General features: G+C 69.3%; 15 protein-coding genes. 14 read left to right on the plus strand and 1 reads right to left on the minus strand.

Going from position 1 to position 24,910, the window contains the following annotated elements; translation table 11 throughout:
* The first annotated feature begins 1 nt into the window (after position 1).
* From sigJ to ACWGE0_RS04580, 9 genes are all read left to right on the plus strand, one after another.
* Positions 2–880, plus strand: a complete 879-nt coding sequence (gene sigJ / locus ACWGE0_RS04540; protein WP_452259509.1) for an RNA polymerase sigma factor SigJ — start codon at positions 2–4, stop codon at positions 878–880.
* A gap of 27 nt (positions 881–907) precedes the next feature.
* Positions 908–1,327 carry a DoxX family protein gene (locus tag ACWGE0_RS04545; protein ID WP_452259510.1) on the plus strand — a complete coding sequence of 140 codons (420 nt, stop codon included), beginning with the start codon at positions 908–910 and terminating at the stop codon, positions 1,325–1,327.
* Between the two features lie 29 nt (positions 1,328–1,356).
* Positions 1,357–2,199: an ABC transporter ATP-binding protein gene (locus tag ACWGE0_RS04550; protein WP_452259511.1), complete on the plus strand. Its 843-nt coding sequence runs from the start codon at positions 1,357–1,359 to the stop codon at positions 2,197–2,199.
* Between the two features lie 83 nt (positions 2,200–2,282).
* Positions 2,283–3,311 (plus strand): iron-siderophore ABC transporter substrate-binding protein, encoded by a 1,029-nt coding sequence (locus tag ACWGE0_RS04555; protein WP_452259512.1) that lies wholly within the window; start codon positions 2,283–2,285, stop codon positions 3,309–3,311.
* A 238-nt stretch (positions 3,312–3,549) separates the two neighbouring features.
* On the plus strand, positions 3,550–5,346 hold the full coding sequence (locus ACWGE0_RS04560) for an ABC transporter ATP-binding protein (protein ID WP_452259513.1): 1,797 nt from the start codon (positions 3,550–3,552) through the stop codon (positions 5,344–5,346).
* A gap of 29 nt (positions 5,347–5,375) precedes the next feature.
* Positions 5,376–16,220: an amino acid adenylation domain-containing protein gene (locus ACWGE0_RS04565; protein ID WP_452259514.1), complete on the plus strand. Its 10,845-nt coding sequence runs from the start codon at positions 5,376–5,378 to the stop codon at positions 16,218–16,220.
* On the plus strand, positions 16,207–17,898 hold the full coding sequence (locus tag ACWGE0_RS04570) for an ABC transporter ATP-binding protein (RefSeq protein ID WP_452259515.1): 1,692 nt from the start codon (positions 16,207–16,209) through the stop codon (positions 17,896–17,898). The genes ACWGE0_RS04565 and ACWGE0_RS04570 overlap by 14 nt, the downstream gene beginning before the upstream one ends.
* Positions 17,895–18,848 (plus strand): alpha/beta hydrolase-fold protein, encoded by a 954-nt coding sequence (locus ACWGE0_RS04575; protein WP_452259516.1) that lies wholly within the window; start codon positions 17,895–17,897, stop codon positions 18,846–18,848. Before ACWGE0_RS04570 ends, ACWGE0_RS04575 begins: the two co-directional genes overlap by 4 nt.
* 23 nt (positions 18,849–18,871) lie before the next feature.
* Positions 18,872–19,258: a VOC family protein gene (locus ACWGE0_RS04580; RefSeq protein WP_452259517.1), complete on the plus strand. Its 387-nt coding sequence runs from the start codon at positions 18,872–18,874 to the stop codon at positions 19,256–19,258.
* Here ACWGE0_RS04580 and ACWGE0_RS04585 read toward each other — a convergent pair.
* Positions 19,244–19,570 carry a YciI family protein gene (locus ACWGE0_RS04585; RefSeq protein ID WP_452259518.1) on the minus strand — a complete coding sequence of 109 codons (327 nt, stop codon included), beginning with the start codon at positions 19,568–19,570 and terminating at the stop codon, positions 19,244–19,246. The genes ACWGE0_RS04580 and ACWGE0_RS04585 overlap by 15 nt on opposite strands.
* A 187-nt stretch (positions 19,571–19,757) precedes the next feature.
* Here ACWGE0_RS04585 and ACWGE0_RS04590 point away from each other — a divergent pair, with 187 nt between their 5' ends.
* From ACWGE0_RS04590 to ACWGE0_RS04610, 5 genes are all read left to right on the plus strand, one after another.
* Positions 19,758–20,831, plus strand: a complete 1,074-nt coding sequence (locus ACWGE0_RS04590; RefSeq protein WP_452259519.1) for a hypothetical protein — start codon at positions 19,758–19,760, stop codon at positions 20,829–20,831.
* Between the two features lies 1 nt (position 20,832).
* Positions 20,833–21,975, plus strand: coding sequence for a toxic anion resistance protein (locus ACWGE0_RS04595; RefSeq protein ID WP_452259520.1), 1,143 nt, complete (start codon positions 20,833–20,835; stop codon positions 21,973–21,975).
* Positions 21,976–21,998: 23 nt separating this feature from the next.
* The gene (locus ACWGE0_RS04600; protein ID WP_452259521.1) at positions 21,999–23,606 is read left to right on the plus strand and encodes a substrate-binding domain-containing protein; all 1,608 of its coding nucleotides are present in this window, start codon (positions 21,999–22,001) and stop codon (positions 23,604–23,606) included.
* Complete coding sequence (locus ACWGE0_RS04605) at positions 23,593–24,177, plus strand: hypothetical protein (protein WP_452259522.1); 585 nt, start codon at positions 23,593–23,595, stop codon at positions 24,175–24,177. The genes ACWGE0_RS04600 and ACWGE0_RS04605 overlap by 14 nt, the downstream gene beginning before the upstream one ends.
* 69 nt (positions 24,178–24,246) lie before the next feature.
* Positions 24,247–24,900, plus strand: a complete 654-nt coding sequence (locus ACWGE0_RS04610; protein WP_452259523.1) for a hypothetical protein — start codon at positions 24,247–24,249, stop codon at positions 24,898–24,900.
* Positions 24,901–24,910 lie beyond the last annotated feature (10 nt).

Here is a 24,910-nt window from a genome sequence, read left to right on the forward strand (position 1 = left end):
GGTGACCGGCAACGTGCCAGGTGACCAGCACGAGCCGCACTTCACGAAGCACCGCGGGTTGTTGTACGCGGTCGCGTACCGGGTGCTCGGCAGCGTCACGGAAGCCGAGGACGTGGTGCAGGAGGCCTGGCTGCGGTGGACCCGCGTCGAACCGGCGACCGTCGTGGACCCCGAGGCCTTTCTGGTCAGGGTGACCATCCGGCTGGCGATCGATCACCTGCGCAGCGCCCGTGCGCGGCGTGAGTCCTACATCGGACCGTGGCTGCCTGAGCCCGTCCTCACCGGACCGGACGTCGCCGCCGACGCGGTCCTCGCCGACTCCGTCTCCACCGCGCTGCTGCTCGTCCTCGAGACGTTGTCCCCGTTGCAACGCGCGGTGTTCGTGCTGAACGAGGCGTTCGGGTACCCGTACGCAGAGATCGCGCGGCTCGTAGGACGTGAGGAGCCGGCGGTGCGGCAGCTCGCGCACCGGGCGAGAAAGTCGGTGGAAAGCCGCCGGCGCCGGTATGACAGCGACCTCGTGACTCGGCAGCAGGTGACCGAGCGGTTCCTGGCCGCCTGTTCCGGCGGTGACATCACCGCGCTGATCGAGGTGCTGGCGCCGGACGTGACGATGGTCAGCGACGGCGGCGGCCTCACCGGTGCGCCGCGCAAGCCCGTCCACGGTGCGGATCTCGTGGCCCGCGCCATCGTCGTCCTGTCCCGGCAACAGCCGGTGGGCTCGACGGCCGAGGTGCTCCACCTCAACGGCGGCCCCGGTGTCGTCGTCCGGTGTGGCAGCACACCGGTGCTGGCGATGACGCTGCACCTGGCGGACAACCTGGTTCAGGACATCCACGTCGTCAGCAATCCGCGGAAGCTGACAGCCATCGCGCTGTGACGCAGGACACGCGACACGGTGTCACACATGAGGGTCACCGTCTCGTCCGTGAGCGACTGGTCAACCACCGCTCTCACGGACACGGAGACGTCGATGTTCGTCCTCTACCTCACGGTGACCCTGCTCGCCTCAGCCCTCAACGGTTCGGCCGCCGTGGCGAACCTGATCGGCCACGAGTACCCGAAGAAGGAGGCGGACCGCAATCGGATCCCCCGGTCATGGACACGGCCGTTGGGACTGCTCCTGGGCGCGGGCGCGCTCGGCCTGCTGGCCGGGTTCGTCGTGCCGGTCGTGGGCGTGCTCGCCGCGGCCGGTCTGGTGCTGTACTTCCTCGGCGCGCTGGGCGCACATGTGCGGGCGGGCAATTTCCGGCTCGGCGGCTGGGCACTCTTCTTCGGCCTCGCCCTGGCCGCACTCGCGGTCAACCTCGCGCACCACGCGGCCTGAGGTATGCCTCAGTTAAGTAAGGTTGCCCTATGACCGCGCTGCGCAACGATGCCGCCCGACTGGGGGCCGAGGGCGTCACGGTCGGGTACGCCGACCGGGTCGTGCTCGACAACCTCGACGTCTCCATCCCGACCGGTGTCATCACCACGGTCATCGGGCCCAACGGCTGCGGCAAGTCGACGCTGCTGCGCACGCTGTCCAGGCTGCTCAAACCGCGCCAGGGAACCGTGCTGCTGGACGGCCACGACATCGCGCGCCTGAAGACCAAGGACGTCGCGAAGAGGATGGGCCTGCTCCCGCAGACCCCGATCGCGCCGGAGGGGCTCACGGTCGCCGACCTGGTCGCGCGCGGCCGGCACCCGCACCAGAGCTGGGTGCGCCAGTGGTCGAGCGACGACGCGGGGGTCGTCGCGGAGGCACTGCGGATGACGGGCGTGGCCGATCTCGCGCACCGGCCGGTCGACTCGCTCTCGGGTGGGCAGCGGCAGCGGGTGTGGATCTCCATGACGCTCGCCCAGGGCACCGATCTGTTGTTGCTGGACGAGCCGACGACCTATCTGGATCTCGCGCACGCGATCGACGTGATCGACCTCGTCGACGACCTGCACGAGGGCGGCTGCACGATCGTCATGGTGCTGCACGATCTGAACCTGGCCGTTCGCTACAGCGACAACCTGATCGTGATGAAGTCGGGATCCATTGTCGCGCAGGGACATCCCAGCGAGGTGATCACCAGCGAGTTGTTGCTGGACACGTTCGGCCTGCAGGCGAAAGTCATCGACGACCCGGTGAGCGAGCGGCCGTTGATCGTGCCCATCGGCCGGACCCACGTGGTATCGAAGAGTGACCAAACACAAGTTAGCCTGCCCTAACCGGGTGATAAGGTTCGCCTGTCCTATTTCCCCCGCCGCGTGGGCAGCGAAGAACGAGGTGCCGAATGGGCCAGAGAACGACCATGACCTGGAAGCGATTGACCGCTGTGGCAGCAGCCGTGGTGGTCGGTGCCAGCGTCCTCGCCGGGTGCGGTTCCTCCACGCCTGCCACGACCCCTGACGCGAACAACGCCTCCGGTGGCACGTTCCCGACCAAGGTCGAGCACTTCTTCGGCACGACGGAGATCAAGGAAGCGCCCAAGCGCGTCGTCTCCCTCGGCTACACCGACGAGCAGACGATGCTCGCGCTGGGCACCGTGCCGGTCGGCATGGTCGACCAGTACCCGAACCCCGAGGGCAAGAAGCCCGACATCAACACCCAGTGGGCCTGGGTGAAGGACAAGTGGGGTTCGACCACGCCCGAGGTCGTCATGAAGAACGGTGACACCGAGCCGAACTACGAGAAGATCGCCCAGCTGCGCCCCGACCTGATCGTCGCGGTGTACTCCGAGGCCGACCAGGCCTGGTACGACAAGCTGAGCAAGATCGCTCCGACGGTCGGCCGCACCAAGGAGGAGAAGGAGCCCTTCTCCGCCAAGTGGCAGGACAACGCGCTGCAGGTCGCCAAGGCGCTCGGCAAGGGCGACGAGGGTGCCAAGCTGATCAAGGGCATCGACGACAAGATGGCCGAGGCGAAGAAGGCGAACCCCGCGTGGGCGAACGAGACCGCGGTCGTCACGTCCTGGTACAAGGACGCCGTCGCGCCGTTCACCACCACTGACGTGCGTGGCCAGGTCGTGTCGGGCATCGGTTTCAAGGGCAACACGAAGATCGACGAGATCGCGGGCGGCAAGTTCTACGTGTCGCTGTCCCCCGAGCACATCGACCTGATGAACGTCGACCGCATCTTCGTCATCGCCGACGAGGCGGACCAGAAGTCGCTGAAGAACTTCCAGCTCTTCGCGAACCTGCCCGCGGTCAAGGCCGGCAAGGTCCACTGGATCCTCGACAGCGAGGGTCCCGCCGTCGGTGCCGCGATCTCGCAGGCCACCCTGGCGTCCATGCCCTACGCGATCGACGAGCTGGTGAAGGCGTCCAAGTCGGTCGCCTGATCCAGCAAGGCCGTCGCTGATGGCGTCTGCAAGTACCACCAACTCAACATCAACAAGCACATTCCTACTACCAACTCATCCGCACACAGCCAGTGTCGCGGAGGCTGGTTTCAGGTTGGGTGTGGTTACCGGTGATTCGATCATGGGTTGGTGGTACTTGCAGATGCCCAGCCAGGCGGCCGGCGTTCCGGGTCGCGCCCACTAGCGCAGCACAACCCAGCGAAAGGTCTGTCTCCTCGTGACCACGAGCGTGTCCGGCACGTCCGCGAAGATCCTGCGCACGGCGACCGGACGTGAGGCCCTGAGCTGGGTGCTCGACCACTGCCGCAACGCTCCCGGCCTGCCGATCGCCACCGTGGTGGCGACGGTGGCCGGGGCGGTGCTGCAGATCATCCCGGTGTTCCTGCTGGGCACCGTGGTGGACGGCGTCGTCGAAGGGCGTGACGCGTCGATCCTGTGGTCGATCGGCATCGCCACGGTCGTGTCGGCGTTGCTCGGCGCGGCCATGACCTCGGTCTCGACGTACCTGGTCGGCCGGGTCGGTGCGGAAATGCTGGCACGGCTGCGGGAAGGCGCGGTCCGCGCGGTGCTCGGGATGCCGAGCGCGCGGATCGAGCAGGTCGGCCGCGGCGACGTGCTGTCCCGCGTCGGTGACGACGTCGCGGTGATCTCCAAGGGTTTCCGCACGGCGATCCCGACGATCTTCTCCGCGGTCGTGCTGGTCGTCATCGCCACCGCCGGCATGTTCGGGCTCGACTGGCGGCTCGGTCTCGCCGGAGCCTGCGCGCTGCCCGCGTACTGGCTGGCGCTGCGCTGGTACCTGCCTCGGTCGCAACCGCTCTACCGCGCGCGTTCCGAGGCTCAGGCCGACCGCGCCCAGGCGTTGATCAGCGGGCTGGACGGCATCGAAACGGTGCGCGCCTACCGTCTCGAGAGCGCGTTCCGGGACAAGGTGACCGCCGAGTCGTGGCGGGTGCGCAACATCGGCATCGACGTCTTCCGATTCTTCGGCCGGTTCATCGGCAGGGAGAACCGCGCCGAGTTCATCGGTCTCGGGCTGATCATCGTGGTCGGCTACTTCCTGGTGACCAACGGGGAATCCTCGCTGGGCCAGGTTTCCGTCGCGGCGCTGTTGTTCCACAAGTTGTTCGTGCCGCTCGGTTTGATCATGGCGTTCTTCGACGAGGCGCAGAAATCCGGTGCCGGGCTGACGCGGTTGGTCGGCGTGCTCACCGAATCCGACGGCGACGAACTCGTCCGCAGCGCGGTGGCCGTCGATCCGTTCGCCGAACCGCTTCCGGTGACGGTGCGCGGACTTTCCTTCCGCTACCCCGAATCCGAGCACGACGTGTTGCAGGACATCGACCTGGAGATCCCCGCGGGCACCTCACTCGCGCTGGTCGGCGCGACCGGCGCGGGCAAGACGACGCTGGCGGCGCTGGTCGCCGGTACCGGCACACCGCAGACCGGGTCCGTGCACATCGGGCAGGCCGATCTCGCCGAACTCGACGAGGCGGGTTCCCGCGCGCTGGTCAGCATCCTGACCCAGGAAGCGCACGTCTTCGCCGGTCCGCTCGCAGAAGACCTGCGGCTGGCGGCCCCAGACGCGACCGACGACGAGTTGATGGACGCGTTGCGCACGGTGGGCGCGGACTCGTGGGTCGAAGCGCTGCCGCAAGGCCTGCAGACCGACGTCGGCGAAGGTGGCGAACGCCTCGACGTGACCAAGATCGCCCAGATCGCGCTGGCCCGGCTCGTGCTCGGCCGCTCCCCCGTCGTCGTGCTCGACGAGTCGACGGCCGAGGCGGGCAGCCAGGGTGCCGCGGCGCTCGAACGGGCGGCTCTGGCGGCCTGTCGCGGCCGTACGACGCTTCTGGTGGCCCACCGGTTGACCCAGGCCATCGCGGCGGACCGGATCGCCGTGCTCGACGCAGGACGTGTCATCGAGCAGGGCACACATGAAGAACTTGTTGCGCGTGACGGGCGTTACGCAGCACTTTGGGCCGCTTGGCGATTCGGATCCGCAAATACTTAGGTTAGGCTACCTTCACCGATCGTGAAGGGATGGCTGAGTCGTCGATGGAACTGATGGCCGAGCGTGACGTACTTCTTTCGACCGCCCGGATCGCCTCCATTCGGCGCCGTGCCGGTGAGTACCCTCAGCGGACCATCGCCGTCGCGAGCGCCGTCGCGCTGACCCACTGGGTGAACCCCGGTTTCAGGGTCGATGGACTAGAGCTCACCGCTGCCACGCTTTTCAGCGATCTGCTCGTCTGGGCGGACAAGGGCCAGCAGTCGGACGTCGTGGAACGGCCTGACGGCTGGCTGATCCCGTTGCCGGAGGGCGTCGATCCGGCCGAGGCGCAGCGGGCGCTGGACGACCTGGCTGAGTTCCCGAACCGCGCGATCGGCACGCTGACGTCGCAGACCGTGGACGAACGGCTCGCGGATCTGGCGCGGTGGAACGACAACGAGTTCCCGCGCGACCGGCCGAGCATCGTCGAGCTGTTCCGCGAGCAGGCCCGCCAGCGCCCGGACGCCGTCGCGATCAACGACGGCGAGCGCGCGTTCACCTACGGCGAGGCGCTCACCCGGTCCAACCAGCTGGCCCGCCACCTGCTCGACCGCGGCCTGGCCGCGGAGCAGGTCGTCGGCATCTCGCTGGACCGCTCGGCCGAGATGGTGATCAGCCTGCTCGCCGTGCTGCAGGCCGGTGCCGCGTTCGTGCCGCTGGACCCGCAGTGGCCGGCGTCGCGGCGCGAGTCCGTGATCACCGACGCCCAGGTCGTCCTACTTCTTGGCACAGGCCAGGAGGGCGAGCCCGAAGCGGTCGCCGTGGACCTCTCCGACTGGGGTTTCGCGGACTGCTCGGGTGAACCGACGGACGTCACGATCCAGGGTGCTCAGCTGGCGTACGTGATGTTCACGTCCGGCTCGACCGGCCGCCCCAAGGGCGCGATGATCCGGCACGAGGCGATCAGCGAACGCCTGCTGTGGCAGGTCAATCAGATCCTCCACTTCGGACACTCCGACGCGTCGCTGTTCAAGGCGCCGCTGTCGTTCGACATCTCCATCAACGAGATCTTCCTGCCGCTGGTGTGCGGTGGTCGCACGGTCGTCGTGCGGTCCGGCGGCGAACGCGACCCGCACCACCTGCTGCGCACGATCTCCCAGCACCGCGTGACGTTCGTGTACCTGGTGTCGTCGATGCTGGACGTGCTGCTGAACATCGCGGGCGACGGCGAGCTGGACAGCCTGCGGCACGTGTGGTGCGGCGGCGAGGTGCTGACTCCCGAGCTGTACGACCGGTTCCGCACGCAGCTCGACATCCCGATGTACCACGGCTACGGCCCGGCCGAGGCCACGATCGGCGTCTCGCACGTGATCTACCGCGGCGAGGCGGAGCGGCTGTCGACGTCGATCGGCAAGGCGAACCCCAACACGGATCTCTACGTGCTCGACGAGCAGCTGCGGCCGTGCCCTCCCGGTGTCGGCGGCGAGCTGTACATCGGCGGCTTCCTGTTGGGCCGTGGATATGTGAACGCACCGGGGTTGACCGCGTCCCGGTTCGTGGCCAACCCGTTCGCTTCTGACGGGTCGCGCCTCTACCGCACCGGTGATCTCGCGCGGTTCGCGCCGGACGGGTCACTCGACTTCCTCGGCCGCGTCGACAACCAGGTCAAGATCCGCGGCATGCGGCTGGAGCTGGAGGACGTCGAGGTCGCGCTGGCCGAGCACCCCGAGGTGCGCCACACCTGTGTCGTGGTCAGGAAGAACTCCGTGGGCGGCAACTACCTCGTCGGGTACGTCGTGCCGTCCGTCGAGAGCCTGACCTCGGACGCCGTGAAGCAGTGGGCGACCGAGCACCTGGTCGAGTACATGGTGCCCACCCACATCGTGGTGATGGACGAGTTCCCGTTGACCGCCAACGGAAAGCTCGACCGCCGCGCGCTGCCGGAGCCGACCGTCGAGACCGGGCCGGTCACCGCCGCGGCCAACGACGACGAGGCCGTGATCTGCGCCGCGATCGCGTCGGTGCTGCGGGTCGAGCAGGTCGGCGCCGACCACGACTTCTTCGAACTGGGCGGCGACAGCATCCTGGCGATCTCGCTGCTGTCCGCGCTGCGCGCCGAGGGCGTGTTCGTCACGGCCACCCAGATCTTCCTCAACCGCACCCCGCGCGCGCTGGCCGCCGTCGCGTCGCGGGACGGCGCTTCGACGGTGGACCACGACGACGTGCCGACCGGTCCGGTGGCGGGTCTGCCGATCGTGCAGTGGCTCGGCGAGACCACGGACGCCATCGACGGGTTCGTGCAGTCGGTCGTGCTCAACACGCCCGCGGCGCTCACCGCCGCCCAGCTGACCGAGATCCTCGACGCGCTGGTCGAGCGGCACGACATGTTGCGCGCCAAGCTGGTCCGGGGCGAGCGGTGGTCGTTCGACATCCCGGCCGACGGGCCTGCGTTGTGGGAGGAGAGCAACGCGCCGCTCGACGAGTGCGTGGCCGCCGCGACCGAGGGGCTCAACCCGGACGCGGGCATCATGCTGCGCGCGGTGTGGCGTTCCGAGGCGCGCCAACTCGTGATCGTGATCCACCACGTGGTGATCGACGGCGTGTCGTGGCGCATCCTGTTCGACGATCTCGCCCAGGCATGGCAGCAGGTTTCTTCCGGTGCTCCCGTGGAACTCCGTCCGGTCGGGACGTCGTTCCGCCGCTGGACCCAGCTGCTCGAGAAGGCAGGGTTCGACGCGGATCGCGAGTACTACCAGCGTGCGCTGCCGGGTGTGGATCAACTGCTCGGCCGGCGTGAGCTCACCGACGAGGACGTCGTTGCGGGCGAACAGGTCCGCACGGTCACGGTCGGTTCCCGTGCCACGGCCGCGCTGCTCGGTGACGTGCCCGCGTTGTTCCACGCCAAGGTCAACGACGTGCTGCTGACCGGTCTCGCGGTCGCGCTGGCCCGGTGGCGCCGGGACAACGGCCAGGACCAGACGTTCGCGCACATCGAGCTGGAGGGCCACGGCCGCGAGGGCCGGTTCGTGCCGCTCGACCCGGACCTGTCCCGCACGGTCGGCTGGTTCACGACGCTGTTCCCGGTCACGGTGGATCCGGGTGCGGACGACCTGGCTTCTGCGTTGAAGCGAGTCAAGGAAGACCTCGCGCGGGTGCCGAGCAACGGTGTCTCGTACGGCGCGTTGAAGTACCTGGGGCGCAACGAGTTCGGTGTCGGACGGCCGCAGGTGCTGTTCAACTACCTCGGCCGGTTCAGCGGTGGCACCACCGGCGACTGGCAGCTCGCGGAGAACGCCGGCCAGCTCGGTGAGAAGCGCGATCCGGCGATGCGGCTGCCGCGGGCGCTGGAGTTCAACGCTTCCGCCGAGCCGGGTGCCGACGGTGAACTGGAACTGGTCACGGTCATGTCGTGGCCGTCCGGGGTGTTCACCGACTCCGACACAGCGAAGATCGGCGAGTACTTCGTGGCCGCGCTGGAAGGCTTGGCTGCGTTGACGGAGGGCGGTCACTCCCCCAGTGACTTCGACCTGCTGCCGCTGACCCAGGCCGACGTCGACTCCCTGGATTCGCCGGCGTTGCGGGACGTGCTGCCGCTGACACCGTTGCAGGAGGGTCTGTACTTCCACTCGGTGTTCGACGACGAGTCGGCGCACCGGTACGTCGAGCAGCAGCTGGTGACGCTGACCGGTGCGGTGGACGCGGCGAAGCTCGAAGCCGCCGCGACGCGGGTGCTGGAGCTGTTCCCGAACCTCGCCGCGCGGTTCGTCGGCCTGCCGGACGGCCGGGTCGTCTCGGTGCTGGAGTCCGGTGTGCGGCCGGAGTTCTCCACTGTGGACGGTCAGGGCATGACCGAGGAGGAGATCGAGGCCTTCGCCGAGCAGGACCGCGTCGCCGGGTTCGACCTCGCTCGTGGGCCGTTGATGCGCTTCACGCTGATCCGCACCGCTCCCGGCCGGTATGTACTCGTACAGACCGTGCACCACATCATCGCGGACGGCTGGTCGGTGCCGCCGATGTGGCGCGCGCTGCTGGCCGAGTACGACGCGCCGGGCTCGGTGCACGTGCGGGGCAGCTACGCCGATTACGTGCGCTGGCTCGTGCAGGCCGACGCCGCGGAGAGCGACCGCGTCTGGGCCGAGGAGCTCGCCGGCCTGCCCGGTCCGTCGCTCACGGTGGAGGGGCACGAGCCGTCGGCACGCTTCACCGACACGGCGATCGACGCACCCGCTGGTTTCGACGAGAAGCTGCGGGCGGCAGGGGTGTCGCTCAGCGTCGCCGTGCACAGCGCGTGGGGTGTGACGCTCGGCGGCATCCTCGGCAGGCAGGACGTCGTGTTCGGCTCCACGGTGTCCGGCAGGGACGCCGACGTGCCGGGCATCGACGGGCTGGTCGGCCTGTTCATCAACACGATTCCGGTGCGCACCAGGTGGTCCGCCGACACGACCGCCGCCGAGCTGCTGGCGTCGGTGCAGCGCCACCAGACCGCTGTGCTGCCGCACCAGCACGTCTCGCTCACGCGCATCGGGCGGCAGGCACCGCACGGGTCGGCGTTCGACACGCTGGTCGTGTTCGACATCGCGACGGACGTGACCGCGCTCGGCTCGGCCACCGGGTTCGAGATCGCCGACGCGGTGAACGAGGGCGCGCCGCACTACCCGTTGACCATCGAGGTTCAGCGCCACCACGACGGCACGCTGCGGTTCAACCTCATCTACGACACCGTCGTCGTCCGCGAGGAGGGCGCCCGCACGATCTTGCGCGCGTTCGCCGACACGGTGGACTCGTTGCTCAGCGGCGGTGTTGTGCCGACGCCATCGCTCACGACCGTGCGGGCCGCTGCCGAGATCGAGCCCGTCACGCTGGCCGGCCTGTTCGACGCGGCCGCCCAGCGCGACCCGTCGGCGCGCGCCGTGACGATGTGCCACCTGGACGGCAGCTCCGAAGGCCTCACCTACGGAATGCTCGCCGACACCAAGAACCGGCTCGCCCGGACCTTGGTCAACGCGGGCGTCGGGCCTCAGCAACGGGTCGCGGTCGCGATCGGACGATCGTTGCAGCAGGTCGTCGCCCTGGTCGGGATCGTGTCGGCCGGTGGCGCGTACGTCCCGCTGGACCTCGCGTACCCGGACGAGCGGCTCGAGTACGTTCTCGCCGACTCCGTGCCCCAGGTCGTGCTGGTCGAGCGCGAACACCGGGAGCGCTTCGAACGTCTGCTGTTGAACGCCGGTGTTCCGGCGCGGGTGCTGGTCTACGGCGACCAGGTGCCGGGCGACGCGGAGTTGCCGGCCTTCGACTGGCAGAACCCGGCGTACGTGATCTACACGTCCGGCTCGACCGGCAAGCCCAAGGGCGTCGTCGTGCCGCACGCGAGCGTGGTGTCGTTGCTGGCGAACACCCAGCCGGACATGAACTTCGGGCCGGACGACGTGTGGACGCAGTTCCACTCGTACTCGTTCGACTTCGCGGTGTGGGAGTTGTGGGGCGCGCTGGCGTACGGCGGCGAACTCCTGGTGCCCGACCACGGCCTGACCCGGTCGCCGGTCGACTTCCACCTGCTCGTCCGCGCGCGTGGCGTCACCGTGCTGAACCAGACGCCGTCGGCGTTCTACCAGTTCATCGAGGCCGACCGGCTGGCCGAGCCGCTGCCCGCGTTGCGCCGCGTCATCTTCGGCGGCGAGGCGCTGGAACTCTCGCGCCTGCGCGGCTGGGTCGAGCGCTACGGCACCGAGCGTCCCGAGCTGGTCAACATGTACGGCATCACCGAGACCACGGTCCACGTGACGCATCGGGTGCTGGACGACGCCGACTTCACGTCCGGCCGTGAGGTGAGCCCGATCGGCGGACCGATCCCCGGCCTGCGCACGTACCTGCTGGACTCCCGGCTGCAGCCGGTCGCGCCGGGTCAGGTGGGCGCGATCTACGTGGCGGGTTCCCAGCTGGCGCTCAGCTACCACAACCGGCCGGACCTCACCTCCAGCCGGTTCGTGGCGGACCCGTTCGCCGCCGATGGTTCGCGCATGTACAACAGCGGTGATCTCGCGCGCCGCAACCTCGACGGCGAGCTGGAGTTCGTCGGCCGCGCCGACAACCAGGTGCAGCTCAAGGGTTTCCGGATCGAGCTGGGCGAGGTCGAGTCGGCGATCCGTTCGGTGCCCGGTGTCGTCGACGTGGCCGTGACGGTGGCCGACACCGCCGACCACCTCGTCGCGCACGTCGTGGGCACGCCTGCCACGGACATCGGGGTCTTCCTCGGGTCGAAGCTGCCGGTGCACATGGTGCCGCAGCGGGTGATTCCGCTGGACGCGCTGCCGCTGACGGTGAACGGCAAGCTGGACCGCAAGGCGTTGGAAGAGCGCGCCCGCTCGTCCGAGGACGTTGTCGTGGCCGGCGACTCGCCGGCGCTGGACTCGTTGGTCAGCATCTTCGCGGACGTGCTGCCGGGGTCCACTGTGGACGCGGACACGGACTTCTTCGTGGCCGGCGGGGACAGCATCATCGCGATCGGCGTGGTCAACCGGGCGCGTGCGCTCGGGTTGCAGATCGCGCCGCGGGACCTGTTCCTGCACAAGACGCCGCGCGCCTTGGCCGATCGGTTCGCGGTCGCGCCGGTGGCGGCACCGGCCGTGGTCGAGGCTGCGGACGGGCCGGTGGTGCCGACGCCGATCGTGCTGCGGCAACGGGAACTGGGCGGCGAGCTTCGGTTGTTCGCCCAGGCTCGGCAGCTGCAGGTGCCCGAGGGCGTTGAGCTGCAGGAGATCGAACGGGCGGCCAAGGCTGTCATCGACGCTCACCCCGCGCTGCGGATGCGGCTGCGGGTCGAGCACGGGGTGTGGGCGTTCGGAATCGATCCCGATTCGCAGGCCCCCTGGGGGGATCGGGTCCCCACTCCTATCGTCTCAAACGGGTCTGACAATTCTGACGATCCGCAGGTCGCCGCGAACGAGGCCGCTCACCGCCTCGACCCCGAAGCCGGCGTCATGGCCGCGTTCACGTGGCTGGAGTCCACCCGGACCCTCGTGGTCGTGGTGCACCACCTCGCCGTCGACGCCGTCTCCTGGCTGATCCTCCTCGACGACATCTCCGCGGCCCTGCGCGGCGAGGACCTGGCGCCCGCGACCACGTCATTCGCCGCCTACACCAACGCGCTGATCCTCAGCGCACAAACCGGCGGTGACCTGCGCCGGTGGATCGAGGTGCTGGACACCCCCGTCCTGACCCAGCAGATCGGCGACCAGCGCGAGGTCACGGTCAACCTGGCGGCCGACATCACCGAGCGCGTCGTGCGGACCGCGCCGACCGCGCTCGGCGTCGGCCTGACGGAGTTGCTGTGCGGTGCGCTGCGCACCGCGCTCACGGAGATCCAGGGCACGCCAACGGATCTGGTGATCGAGCTGGAGCGGCACGGCCGTGTGCCGGTGCTCGAGCACCACGACTACACGCGCACGGTCGGTTGGTTCACCTCCATCGCGCCGGTGAAGCTCAGCCCGCACACCGATCCGGTCGAGGCGGCACGGGAGCTGGGCAAGCGCCAGCCGGACGAGCGGCAGCACGTCGGATACGGGCAGCTGCGGTACCTCAACCCGCAGACCGCGCCGGTGCTGGCGGCGCTTCCCAGGCCGCAGGTGCTGTTCAACTACCTCGGCCGGGGCAGTGAGGCGCAGGCGTTGCACGTCGACGCCGGGTCGCAGCCGAGCCCGTACGCGGTGGAGGTCAACTCCTGGGTCGACACGTCGACCGGCAGTCTGCGGGCCACGTTCGCGCTCACCGAGGACGTGTCCGACGAGATCGCCGCACGGTGGTTGCTCGCCCTGGAACGGATCGCGGACGCCTCGGTGAACGCGCGCCGCACCGCGCCGGTCTCGCCGTTGCAGCGCGGTCTGTACTTCCAGGCCGAGCTGGCGGGCGACACCGGGCATTACGTGGCGCAGAGCTACTTCACGTTCGACCGCCGGCTCGACACCAGTGCGCTCGAGAAGGCGATGGCGCACGTCATCGCCCGGCACCCAGTGGTCGGCGCGGGCTTCGAGGACGAGGACGGCACGCCGGTCCAGGTACTCACGCCGGGCGGCCAGGTCGAGGTCCGCACGGTCGACGTGCTGAACCAGGACGCCGTGGACGCGTTGCGCGTCGAGGACCGCCGCACGGGCTTCGACCTCGGCGCGCCGCCGTTGGTGCGGCTCACCGTGCTGCGGCTGCCGGAGGGCCGCGACGCGTTGCTGTTCAGCTACCACCTGCTGCTGTGGGACGGCTGGTCGCGCGAGATCGTGCTGCGCGACCTGTTCGGTGCCTACCGGGCGTTCCTCGCGGGCGAACCGGTCGACTCCTCGCCCGCCACGCCGAGCTTCGAGAGCTACACCCGCGCTCTCGACGCCAAGGACGCCCAAGCCGCCGAACGGTTCTGGGCCGGCTACCTCGCGGACCTGCCGGGCCCGACGCTGCTCGGCGACGGGTCCACTTCGGACGCTCTGCCGACGAAGATCGTGCGGACGCTGTCCACAGAGGACACGGACCGGGTCAGGGAAGCCGCGCGCAGGCACGGAGTCACGCTGAACTCGGTCGTGACGGGCGCGCTCGGGTTGTTGCTCGGCAGCGAGACCGGCCGCGGCGACGCGACGTTCGGCGTCACGGTGTCCGGGCGTGAGGAAGAAGGCACGGACGGGATCGTCGGCGTGCTGCTGAACACCGTGCCGATGCGGATCACCGCGCGGCCGGACGACACGGCGGCGACGTTCCTCGCGAACGTGCAGGCGTCGCGGGTCGACGCGATGGACCACGAGCACGTCGGGCTCGGCGAGATCCAGCGCGCGAGCGGTCACGACCAGCTGTTCGACAACCTGTTCGTGCTGCAGAACTTCCTGGACGACAGCACGTTCGACGAGCTGAACACCGCGAACGGGATCATCGACCACGAGTCCGAGGACTCGACGCACTACCCGTTCACGTGGGTGGTGACGCCGGGCAAGCAGCTCACGGTCAAGCTGGAGTACCGGCCCGAGGTCACCGACACCGCGTTGGCCCAGCGGTTGTTCGACGACTACCTGCGGGTGCTCGGCGATCTGGCTCGCACGGTTGGTCCTCTCGGCGCGATCCGCGGCACCGGGCCGCAGCCGGAACTCAACCCCGCCAACGACTTCGGCGACCAGACCGTCGTCGACCTGTTCGACACCGCGGCCGACCGCAACCCGGACCGGATCGCGTTGGTCGCGCACGGCAAGACGATGACGTTCGCGGAGCTCAGGAACCGCAGCCGGCATCTCGCGGGGGTGTTGTCCGGCAAGGGCATCGGCGTCGAGACGTCGGTCGCCATCGCGGTGCCGCGCTCGTTGGACTGGGTTGTCGCGCTGTTCGGAATCCTGCGGTGTGGGGCGGCGTACGTGCCGTTGGAGCTGGACCACCCGGACGAGCGGATCGCCGCGATCATCGACGACGCGCAGCCGTCGTTGGTCATCACGACCAGCGCGGTGGCGCCGCGGATCCGGGGCGAGGTGTTCCGGCTCGACGAGCCGTGGCCGGACGCCGAACCGGTGATCACGTTCGCGGCCGGCGACCCGAACCGGCTCAAGCACGCGGCCTACACCATCTACACCTCGGGTTCGACCGGCAAGCCCAAGGGCGTGGTCACCGAGTACGCGGGCCTGACGAACATGCTGGTCAACCACCAGCGGCGGATCTTCGAGCCGGTGCTGGCCGAGCACGGGCACCGGATGTTCCGGATCGCACACACCGTGTCGTTCGCCTTCGACATGTCGTGGGAGGAGCTGCTCTGGCTCGCCGACGGCCACGAGGTGCACATCTGCGACGAGGAGCTGCGCCGCGACGCGACCGGGCTGGTCGAGTACTGCCTCCAGCACGAGATCGACGTCATCAACGTGACGCCGACCTACGCGCAGCAGCTGGTCGCCGAGGGTCTGCTGGGTGCCGAGCACAAGCCGGCGCTGGTGCTGCTGGGCGGCGAGGCCGTGACGCCGACGCTGTGGCAGCAGCTCGCCGACACTCCCGGCACGATCGGCTACAACCTTTACGGGCCAACGGAGTACACGATCAACACGCTGGGCGTCGGCACGTTCGACTGCGTCGACCCGGTGGTCGGCGTGGCGATCGACAACACCGACGTCTACGTGCTCGACCCGTGGTTGCGGCACGTGCCGGACGGGGTCGCGGGCGAGCTTTACGTGTCGGGCGTGGGCATCGCGCGTGGTTACCTCGGCCAGCCAGGGCAGTCCGCGGAACGGTTCGTGGCGTGCCCGTGGGTGCCGGGTGAGCGGATGTACCGGACGGGCGACCTGGTGATCAGGCGGCCCGACGGGAACCTGCTCTACCTGGGCCGCACCGACAAGCAGGTCAAGATCCGCGGTCACCGCGTGGAGCTGGGCGAGGTCGAGGCGCGGTTCGCCGCGCATCCGGGCGTCCGGTTCGTCGCCGCCGTCGCGCAGGCCGACCCGCAGGTCGACGGCGCGTACCGGCTCGCGGCCTACCTCGTGCTGGCGGAAGGTGCGGACATCCCGTCGATCGCGGCCGAGGTCGGTGCCGGGATGCCGGACTACCTGCGGCCGTCGCACTTCGCCGAGGTCGACGCGATCCCGTTGACGGTCAACGGCAAGGCGGACACGTCGGCCTTGCCCGAGGCGCGTCCGCTCGGCACCCTGGTCCAACAGGAAGCCAGGGAGCTGACCGAAACCGAGCTCGTGGTCAGGGAGATGTTCGCCGAGGCCCTCGACCTCGACGAGGACGAGGTGGGCATGGCGAGCGGTTTCACGGACCTGGGCGGGCACTCGATGCTCGCGGTCCGGCTCATCGGCCTGCTCCGCCGCGAGTTCGGCCCGGTCGTCACGATCCGCGATCTCCTGGCCCTGTCCACCCCCGAAGCGATTGCGCGCCACGTTGACGAACACTGAAGTACGGACCGGCAGGGACATCCTGCGGGTCGCACTCCGCCGCAACGGCGGCGCCATGGCCTCCGGCACCCTGCTGATGGGTACCTACCAGGCCGCTGAGACCGCCGTGCCGATCCTGCTCGGCGTGATCGTCGAGTTCGCGTTGCGCGGCGGTCAGCTCAGCTCGCTGGGGCTGGCGTTGCTGGCGCTCGGGCTGGTGATGGCCACGGTGTCGTACTCGTGGCGGTTCGGCATGCGCATCCTGCAGAAGGCGAACACGACGGAAGCGCACCGATGGCGGGTCGCGGTCGCGGACCACGGCCTGCAGCCGGTGGCGCGCGACGTCGACCTCAAGTCCGGCGAGGTGCTCACCATCGCCACCGAGGACGCCGACCAGACGGCGGACATCATCGAGGTGGTGCCGCTGCTGGTGAGCTCGCTGGTGTCGGTGGTGATCACGGGTGTGGTGCTGGCGGTGATCAGCGTGCCGCTCGGCGTGCTGGTGTTCGTCGGCACCGCCGCGATCCTGAGCGTGCTGAGCGTGATGTCGCGGCGGATCGGGGCGAGCACGCAGACGCAGCAGGCCAAGGTCGCGCGGGCCGGTGCGAAGGTGTCCGACCTGATCGCGGGTCTGCGGCCGTTGCACGGTTTCGGCGGCAGCTACGCGGCTTTCCAGGCCTACCGCCGGGTGAGCACCGAGGCCAAGAAGCAGTCGATCGTCGTGGCGCGGGTCAACGGCGTCTACGCCGGCCTTGCGTTGGCGCTGAACTCGTTGCTGGCCGCGGCGGTGACGTTGTGGGCGGGCGTGCTGACGTTCCAGGGTTCCATCACGATCGGTCAGCTGGTGATGGTGGTCGGGCTGGCGCAGTTCCTGATCGAGCCGCTGAAGCTGTTCTCGGAGATGCCCAAGTACGTGATGATCGCGCGGGCCTCCGCCGAACGGATGGCGCTGATCCTCGCCGCTCCCGCGCGGATGACGCCCGGTGTCGAGGTGCCCGGACCGTCGAGCGGCCTCGAGATCTCGGCTGTCACGCACGGAACGTTGCGGGACTTGACGTTCTCGGTGCAGCCCGGTGAGTTCGTGGCGATCGCGGCCTACGAACCTCAGGCGGCGGCCGAGCTGGCGTCGCTGCTTTCCGTTGAGGTGCCGCCTTCCGCGTACTCGGGTGTCGTCCGGGTGGGCAAGCGGGAGATCGCGTCGCTGTCCATCGAGAGCGTGCGGACTGCTCTGCTGGTGAACCCGTCGCACCACGAGGTGTTCGCGGGAACGTTGCGCGACAACGTGGATCCTTCCGGGACGAGCTCGTCGGTCGAGGAAGCCGTGTCCGCCGCGATGCTGACCGACGTGGTGGCGTTGCACTCCGACGGCCTCGACTACGCCGTGCGCGACCGGGGCGCGAACCTCTCCGGCGGGCAACGACAGCGCCTGTCGCTCGCCCGCGCGCTGGCCGCGGACCCGGACATCCTGGTGCTGCACGACCCGACCACGGCCGTCGACGCGGTGACCGAACAGCTCATCGCCCGCAACGTCACGGCCTTGCGCCGCGGCCGCACGACGATCGTGATCACCAGCAGCCCGGCGCTGCTCGACGTGGCCGACCGGGTGATCGTGCTGTCCGACGGCACGGTGACCGGCGAGGGCACGCACCGCGAACTGCTCGGCCGTGACTCCTCCTACCTTCTGGCGGTGGCCCGATGACGACGTTCCGGTGGACGGGTCCCGGCGAGGTGCGGTTCGAGAGCGCGCTGGACCCGGTGCCGTTCAGGCAATCAGGTTCGCTGTGGTCGGCAGAGGTCGAGATGCCGCCGCGGTTGCGCGTGACCTACCACTTCTTCGACGGCGAGGAGCACGCCGACCCGGCCAACCCCGCCGGTGCCGGGCCGAACCGATCGATCTTCACCACGCCCGATCTGGAACCGCAACCGCACTGGCCGGTCGTCGGGCCGGACGAGGTGCTGGACGTGCCGTCGTTGCGGATCCGCTGGACGGGTGCGTTGGGGCGCAAGACAGTGCGCGTGCACCAGGGCGGCGAGCCGGTCGTGCTGCTGCTCGACGGCGACGACTGGATGTACGTGCATCCTGCGGTGGCCGCGTTCGAGTCGGCGGTGAAGAACGGCGAGATGCCACCTGCCACGCTGGTTTTCCTGCCCACGCCACGGGATCGCGATGCCGAGTACAGCTCTTCCGCGCTGTGGGAGGCGATCCGGGACGAGCTGCTGCCGTTGCTGGCGTCCAACGGCGTGACTGTGGACCTCTCGCGGTTCGCGGTCGCGGGGCAGAGCCTGGGCGGGTTCAGCGCATTCCAGGCCGCGCTGGACTTCCCTTCGCTGGTGTCGCGGGTGGCGTGCCAGTCAGGGTCGTTCTGGTACGCCCGCGACCTGCCCGAGGCCGGGCTCGCGCTGGACGGCCCGGCCGGTGGTGACACCGCCGAGCGCCTGCGTTCGGTTCCGGATCTGTCCGGGTTGCGGGTCGCGTTCGACGTCGGCGAGCACGAGCCGGCGATGCACCGGCACTGCGAGGCCGTGGAGGAGCTGACCGCGCAGGCGGGTGCGGTCGTGCGGGTGAACCGGTCTCCTGCCGGGCACGACAGGGTCGGCTGGCGGCACGCGCTGGTGCGCGACGTCGCCTGGTTGCTCAGCGATCTCTGAGCTGATCGGGCAGGCTGTCCAGCATGGGCGAGCCTGCGGTGATCTCAGTGATGCTGATCGTCCCGGACGCCGATGCCGCGGTCACCTGGTACAGGACCGCGCTCGGCGCCACGGAGCTGTGGAACCTCGGCGGTGTCGCCGGTCTGTCGATCGGCGGCGCACCTTTCTTCATCCACGAGGTGAACCCCGACAACCCGGCGGAGAACAGTCCGGGCGGGGTCACGAGCGTGCGCGTCGAGCTGTTCTGCGACGACCCCGACGGTCTGGTCGGGCGTGCTCTCGCCGCCGGGGCCGTCGCCGGATCGGTGGTCGTGGAGCATCAGATGCCGTGGGGGACGCATCGGCAGGGCGGCTTCACCGATCCCTTCGGCCACAAGTGGTCTGTGGGCGACAGGTCACCCTTGCTCTAGCGGCCATACCTCCACCACTCCGTGAGCGACCGCGCACGGAGTGTTCGCAACGAGTTCGATCGCCTCTTCCACCGACCCCGCTTCGATGATCGCGAAGCCCGCGATCGGCAGTGCGGACGTCTGGAACGCCCCGTTCTCCACCTTCGTCCTGAGGTTGCCCGGGTTGCGCACCTGTACGGGCGACCCGGCGATTCCCATCTCCACTCCCGCCGCGCGCAGGCGTTCGTCGTGGGCGTGCGCTTCGTCGCGTACGGCCTGGTCGGTGCGGTCGTAGTCCTCGCGGGCGCCGTAGCCGATCGTCACGAACTTCATCGCTGAACCTCCTCGTTCCTGACTCTTCAGCCATACCGACTCGGGTGCCGCTCGAAACTCATCGGCCCGTTCACCCACTGTTCACCTCACGATTGCGACGACCCACCCTGATACGGCGTCGAAGTGACGAAAGATCTCTTCTCCGACAGGGCTTTACGGCAGAGGTAGGCCAGAAAGAAGTGGCTCCGTGAAGAGAACGCTCGGCATCGGTCTTGCGGTCGTGCTGCTGGTGGGTGTGGTGACGGCCATCGTCCTGGGACAGGGCGGCGGCGAATCGGCTCAGCTCCAGACCGTGCGCGGGGTGATCGGCTCGGAGAAGCTCGCCTTCTTCGCCGACCAGCGGGTCAAGGACGTGTTCGCGAAGCACGGGCTCAAGGTCGAGGTGGATCCGGCGGGGTCGCGGCAGATCGCGACGGCCACGGACCTGAACTCGTACGACTTCGCGTTCCCGTCGTCCGCACCGGCGGCGGAGAAGATCCAGCGGGATCGCAAGGCCGCGCGGACGTACGCGCCGTTCTCGTCGCCGATGGTGATCGCCACGTTCGACCCGATCGTCGACCTGCTGACCAAGGCAGGCGTGGTCAAGGCGGGGCCGGGTTACCAGACGTTCGACGTACAGGCGTACCTGGAGCTCGCGGCCAAGGGCACGCGCTGGGACCAGTTGCCGGGCAACACCGCGTATCCCGCGCGCAAGAACCTGCTGGTCACCACGACCGATCCGCGTGACTCGAACTCGGCCGCGATGTACCTGGCGATCACGTCGTTCGTCGCGAACGGCGGGGTGGTGTCGTCGCAGGACGCCGAGGCCAAGGTGCTGCCGGCGGTGTCGAAGTTGTTCCTGGACCAGGGTTACACGCAGAGCAGCAGCGAGGGGCCGTTCGAGGACTACCTGTCCGCGGGCATGGGCAAGACGCCGCTGGTGCTGGCGTACGAGGCGCAGTTCGTCGACCGGGTGGTGCGCGGCGATTCGACGGTCCGGCCGGACATGAAGCTGCTCTACCCGGCGCCGACCGTGTTGTCGAAGCACACGCTGGTGCCGTTGCGCGAGCCTGGTGACCGGGTCGGGCAGCTGCTGTCGTCTGATGCCGAACTGGGCAGGCTCGCGGCGACGTTCGGGTTCCGGACCGCCGATCCCAAGCACTTCAACGACATCGTGAAGGAGAAGAACCTGACCGTGCCGCAGACGATCGTGGACGTCGTCGAACCGCCCGCGCACGAGACGCTGGAGCGGCTGCTCGAAGCGATCGCGAAGCAGTACTGAGATGACCGATTTCGTGCTGACGCCACCAGATCCCGTCGAGCCGGTGCCGGTGTCCCGCGCGGCCGGGCTGATCCCGGTCTCCGACGAGTCCAAAGTGGAGCTTTCGGCGCAGGCCGTCGCGTTCATCGACGCGTTGAACGCGGTCGACCCGCAGTCGCCGGACTTCAGCCGGATCGTCGACGAGGCGCTGGTGCTCGGCGAGGCGGAGATGCGGGTGGCCGCCCAGATCGCGGGCCGGCTGCTGGACCGCACGCTCGCGTCGGTCTCCTCGCCGCACTCCGCGCAGGTGTCGACGAGTTTGGTGGAGCTGCGCCGTTCGGTGCGCGAACTCGACCCGCAGGACCTGTCCAAGCTGACCGGCCGCAAGATCCTCGGGTTCATCCCCGGCGGCAACGCGGCGCGCGGCCTGCTCGCACGACTGCGGGCGGCCGACGAGCCGGTGAACCGGATCGTGCTGAGGCTGCGGTCCGGCCAGGACGCGCTGAAACGCGACAACGCCGCCATCAAGGGCGAGCGGCAGCGGTTGTGGGACCTCATGACCAAGCTCTCGCAGGACGCCGCGCTCGCCGGTGAGATGGACGAGGCGGTGGACCGGCAGGTCGCGATCCTCGACCTGACCGATCCCGGGCGTGCCCAGGCGTTGCGCGCCGACGTGTTGTTCGGTCTGCGGCAACGGCACCAGGACCTGCTGACCCAGCTCGCCGTGTGCGCGCAGGGGTACATGGCACTGGACGTGGTGCGCCGCAACAACGACGAGCTGATCAAGGGCATCGAACGCGCGGTCAGCACGACCGTCACGGCCCTGCGGATCGGTGTGGCGGTGGCGGCGGCCCTGGCCGGGCAACGCGAGGTGATCGACCAGGTCGACGCCGTGCGCGGCCTCACCGACTCGATCCTGAAGTCGAACGCGACGCTGATGTCGTTGCAGGGCGAGGACATCCAGCGCATCGCCTCGACCCCGGCCGTGGGCATCGAGGCGGTTCGGACCTCGTTCGACCAGATCTACGCGGCGATCGACGCGATCGACACGTTCAAGGCCCGCGCGGCCGACTCGATGTCCAGCACGGTGACCGCGCTGGACGCCGAGATCCGGCGCGCCCACGACCACCTGCGCCGGGTCCGCGAGACCGGAGACCAGCAGTGACCCGCCACTACCCAGGAGCGAGCATGATCCGCCGTCTCATCCCCGCGGCCGCCGCGCTGGCGCTGCTCGCGGGATGTTCCGACGAGGCCGACCCGTCCAGACCGGTCGGCGACCCCGCACCCGGTGTCCTCCGCGTCCTGGCCGGCAGCGAGCTCGCCGACCTCCAGCCCGTCCTCGACGAGGCCGCCAAGGCCACCGGCATCAGCGTGAAGTTCAGCTTCACCGGCACCATCGAGGGCGCCGAGAAGGTCGCGAGCGGCGCCGCCGAACAAGGCTTCGACGCGGTCTGGTTCTCCTCCAACCGCTACCTGGAGCTGGTGCCGGAGGCGCAGAAACGGCTCGGCACCGCGACCAAGGTCATGTCCTCCCCCGTCGTGCTCGGCCTGCCGGAGACGAAGGTCAAGGAGCTCGGCTGGGACACCAAACGCGTCGGCTGGGCCGAGATCGCCGAAGCCGCCGGTGCACAGAAGTTCACCTACGGCATGACGGACCCGTCCGCGTCCAACTCGGGTTTCTCCGCGCTGGTCGGGGTCGCGGCGGCGCTGTCCGGCTCGGGCTCCGCACTGGACGCGAACAGGATCAACGCGGTCGCGCCGCAGCTCAAGCAGTTCTTCTCGGCCCAGACGCTGTCCGCGGGGTCGTCCGGCTGGCTGTCCGAGGCCTACCAGCGCAGGGCCAGGGGCGAGGATCCCGGCGCCAAAGTGGACGGTCTGATCAACTACGAGTCGGTGTTGTTGTCGCAGAACCAGACGACGCCGTTGAAGCTGGTCTACCCGAGCGACGGCGTGGTGACCGCGGACTACCCGCTCACGCTGCTCACGTCCGCGAGCTCGGAAGCCCGTGAGGCACACCAGAAGCTCTCGGACCACCTGAAGAACGCGGACGTCCAGCGCAAGATCATGGACACCACGCACCGCCGCCCGGCCGTGCCGCAGGTGCAGCTGGACGCGAAGTTCGCCGTGAAGGACCTCGTCGAACTGCCGTTCCCGGGTAGCCAGTCCGCTGTGGACGGTCTGATCACCACGTACTTCGACCAGCTGCGCCGCCCGTCGCGCACGCTCTACGTGCTCGACACGTCCGGCTCGATGCAGGGTGACCGCATCGAGAGTCTCCGGCAGGCACTGGTGGGCCTGACCGGGGCAGACGAGACGCTCGCCGGCAAGTTCAACCGGTTCCACGGGCGTGAGCAGGTGACGTTGCTGCCGTTCAGCAGCAGTGCGCGACCGGCGTTGAAGTACGAGGTGCCGACGGACAACCCGCGCCCGGTCCTCGACCAGATCCGCGACACCGCGACGTCACTGGACGCGTCCGGCGGCACGGCGATCTACAGCAGCCTGCGCGGCGGGTACGACGTGTTGCGCGAGCAGATCGACGCGGACCCGGACCGGTTCACCTCCATCGTGCTGATGACCGACGGCGAGAACACCGGCAGCGAGGGCATCGACAACTTCCAGCTGTTCCACCAGGGCCTGCCGCAGCACCTCAAGGGCATCCCGATCTTCCCGGTGCTGTTCGGCGAGAGCGCCACGGCCGAGATGGAACGGGTGGCGAAAATGAGTGGCGGCAAGGTGTTCGACGCCCGCAGCCGCTCACTTTCCGCCGCCTTCAAGGAGATCCGTGGCTACCAGTAACCCGGTGCTGCGCTACCTGGCGTCCTGGAAGAACCTGGCGGGCTGCACCGGCGGCCTCGCCGGCCTGCTGCTGCACTTCGCCGGGCTCGCCGGCAGCTACTGGGTGCTCGTCGTGATCGGTCTCTACGGCGTGGGCGCGCTCGCCGCGCCGCCCGAGCGGATCGTCCTGGTGACCGATCCGGAGGAAGAGGCCAGCCAGCTCCGCACCGAACTGGACGCGCTGGTCGAACGGGTGCGCGGCTTCGGCGGCCGCGTGCCCGGCGAGGTCGCGCCGAAGGTCGCGGAGATCGCCGAGGTCCTGCGCGGCATGCTGGACCGTCCACGCGAGCTGCGCGCCGACCCGGACGCCCTGCACGCCGTCACCCGGCTCGTCGGCACCGACCTGCCGTTGTCCGTGCAGACCTACCTGAACCTGCCCTGGTGGTACGCCGCCGCGCGCGGATCGGGCGCGGAACTGGTGCGGCAGCTGGACCTGCTCCAGACCGACGCCGTGCGGGTCGCCGAACGGTTCCACGCGGCGGACGCGCAACGGCAGACCGACCACACCCGCTACCTGGAAGATCGCGACTGAGCGGGCAAAAGACGGCCAGTTCATGGACATGAACGGCGGGATCCGCCGTTCGGCCCCATTCTGGTGCACATGCCACCTGTCCACCTCGACAGGCCGCCGCGCCCGGCCGTGGAGCACGCTGCCCCGCCCCGCAAGCCGAGTACGGGACAGCGTGCGGGCGTCATCGCCGTGATCGGCGCACTCATCACCATCTCCGTCAGCCTGCCACCGACCCGATTGAGCACCCTGGCCTCGATCAACGTGATGGCCGTGATCCCGCCCTCGACGTCACCGCCCCCGCCACCCCGCACGACCGGTCCGCCGCTGCCCTCCGTCGCGGCCGTCGGAACCGTGGCGTCCTCGAAAGCACCGGAAGATCCCGGCGTGCACAGCTCCGGCTCGCTGCTGCTGTCCGTCGAGCACACGTGGGGGCTTTCCCTGCGGCAGGAAGGCAACTGGTCTCTCGGCCCCGTCGCCGATCTGACCGTCACGCACGGCCTGCTCGCGGCGGGCAACGGCTCCGGGATCACGCACACGGGTAGCAGGCCACCACATCCCGCGCAGTGCGAGCACCTGAACAACGCGGGTCCCTACCTCCTCGGCGCGCAGCTCCCGTCCGGCACGCATCTCTGCGTCAAGACCCGTGACGGCCTCGTCGGTGCCATCCGCGTCGACTACCGGACGAACGCCGACGGCGAGATCGAGGACGTCCTGCTCACCGGCGCGGTGTGGCGGTCCCGGTAGCCTCGGGATC

The organism is Lentzea sp. NPDC054927 (assembly GCF_053610285.1).

Coding starts and splice junctions, on each gene's coding strand:
- ACWGE0_RS04555 (WP_452259512.1), top strand. CDS start 2,283: ATGACCTGGAAGCGATTGACCGCTGTGGCAGCAGCCGTGGTGGTCGGT.
- ACWGE0_RS04550 (WP_452259511.1), top strand. CDS start 1,357: ATGACCGCGCTGCGCAACGATGCCGCCCGACTGGGGGCCGAGGGCGTC.
- ACWGE0_RS04575 (WP_452259516.1), top strand. CDS start 17,895: ATGACGACGTTCCGGTGGACGGGTCCCGGCGAGGTGCGGTTCGAGAGC.
- ACWGE0_RS04600 (WP_452259521.1), top strand. CDS start 21,999: ATGATCCGCCGTCTCATCCCCGCGGCCGCCGCGCTGGCGCTGCTCGCG.
- ACWGE0_RS04565 (WP_452259514.1), top strand. CDS start 5,376: ATGGCTGAGTCGTCGATGGAACTGATGGCCGAGCGTGACGTACTTCTT.
- ACWGE0_RS04545 (WP_452259510.1), top strand. CDS start 908: ATGAGGGTCACCGTCTCGTCCGTGAGCGACTGGTCAACCACCGCTCTC.
- ACWGE0_RS04610 (WP_452259523.1), top strand. CDS start 24,247: ATGCCACCTGTCCACCTCGACAGGCCGCCGCGCCCGGCCGTGGAGCAC.
- ACWGE0_RS04585 (WP_452259518.1), bottom strand. CDS start 19,570: ATGAAGTTCGTGACGATCGGCTACGGCGCCCGCGAGGACTACGACCGC.
- ACWGE0_RS04595 (WP_452259520.1), top strand. CDS start 20,833: ATGACCGATTTCGTGCTGACGCCACCAGATCCCGTCGAGCCGGTGCCG.
- ACWGE0_RS04580 (WP_452259517.1), top strand. CDS start 18,872: ATGGGCGAGCCTGCGGTGATCTCAGTGATGCTGATCGTCCCGGACGCC.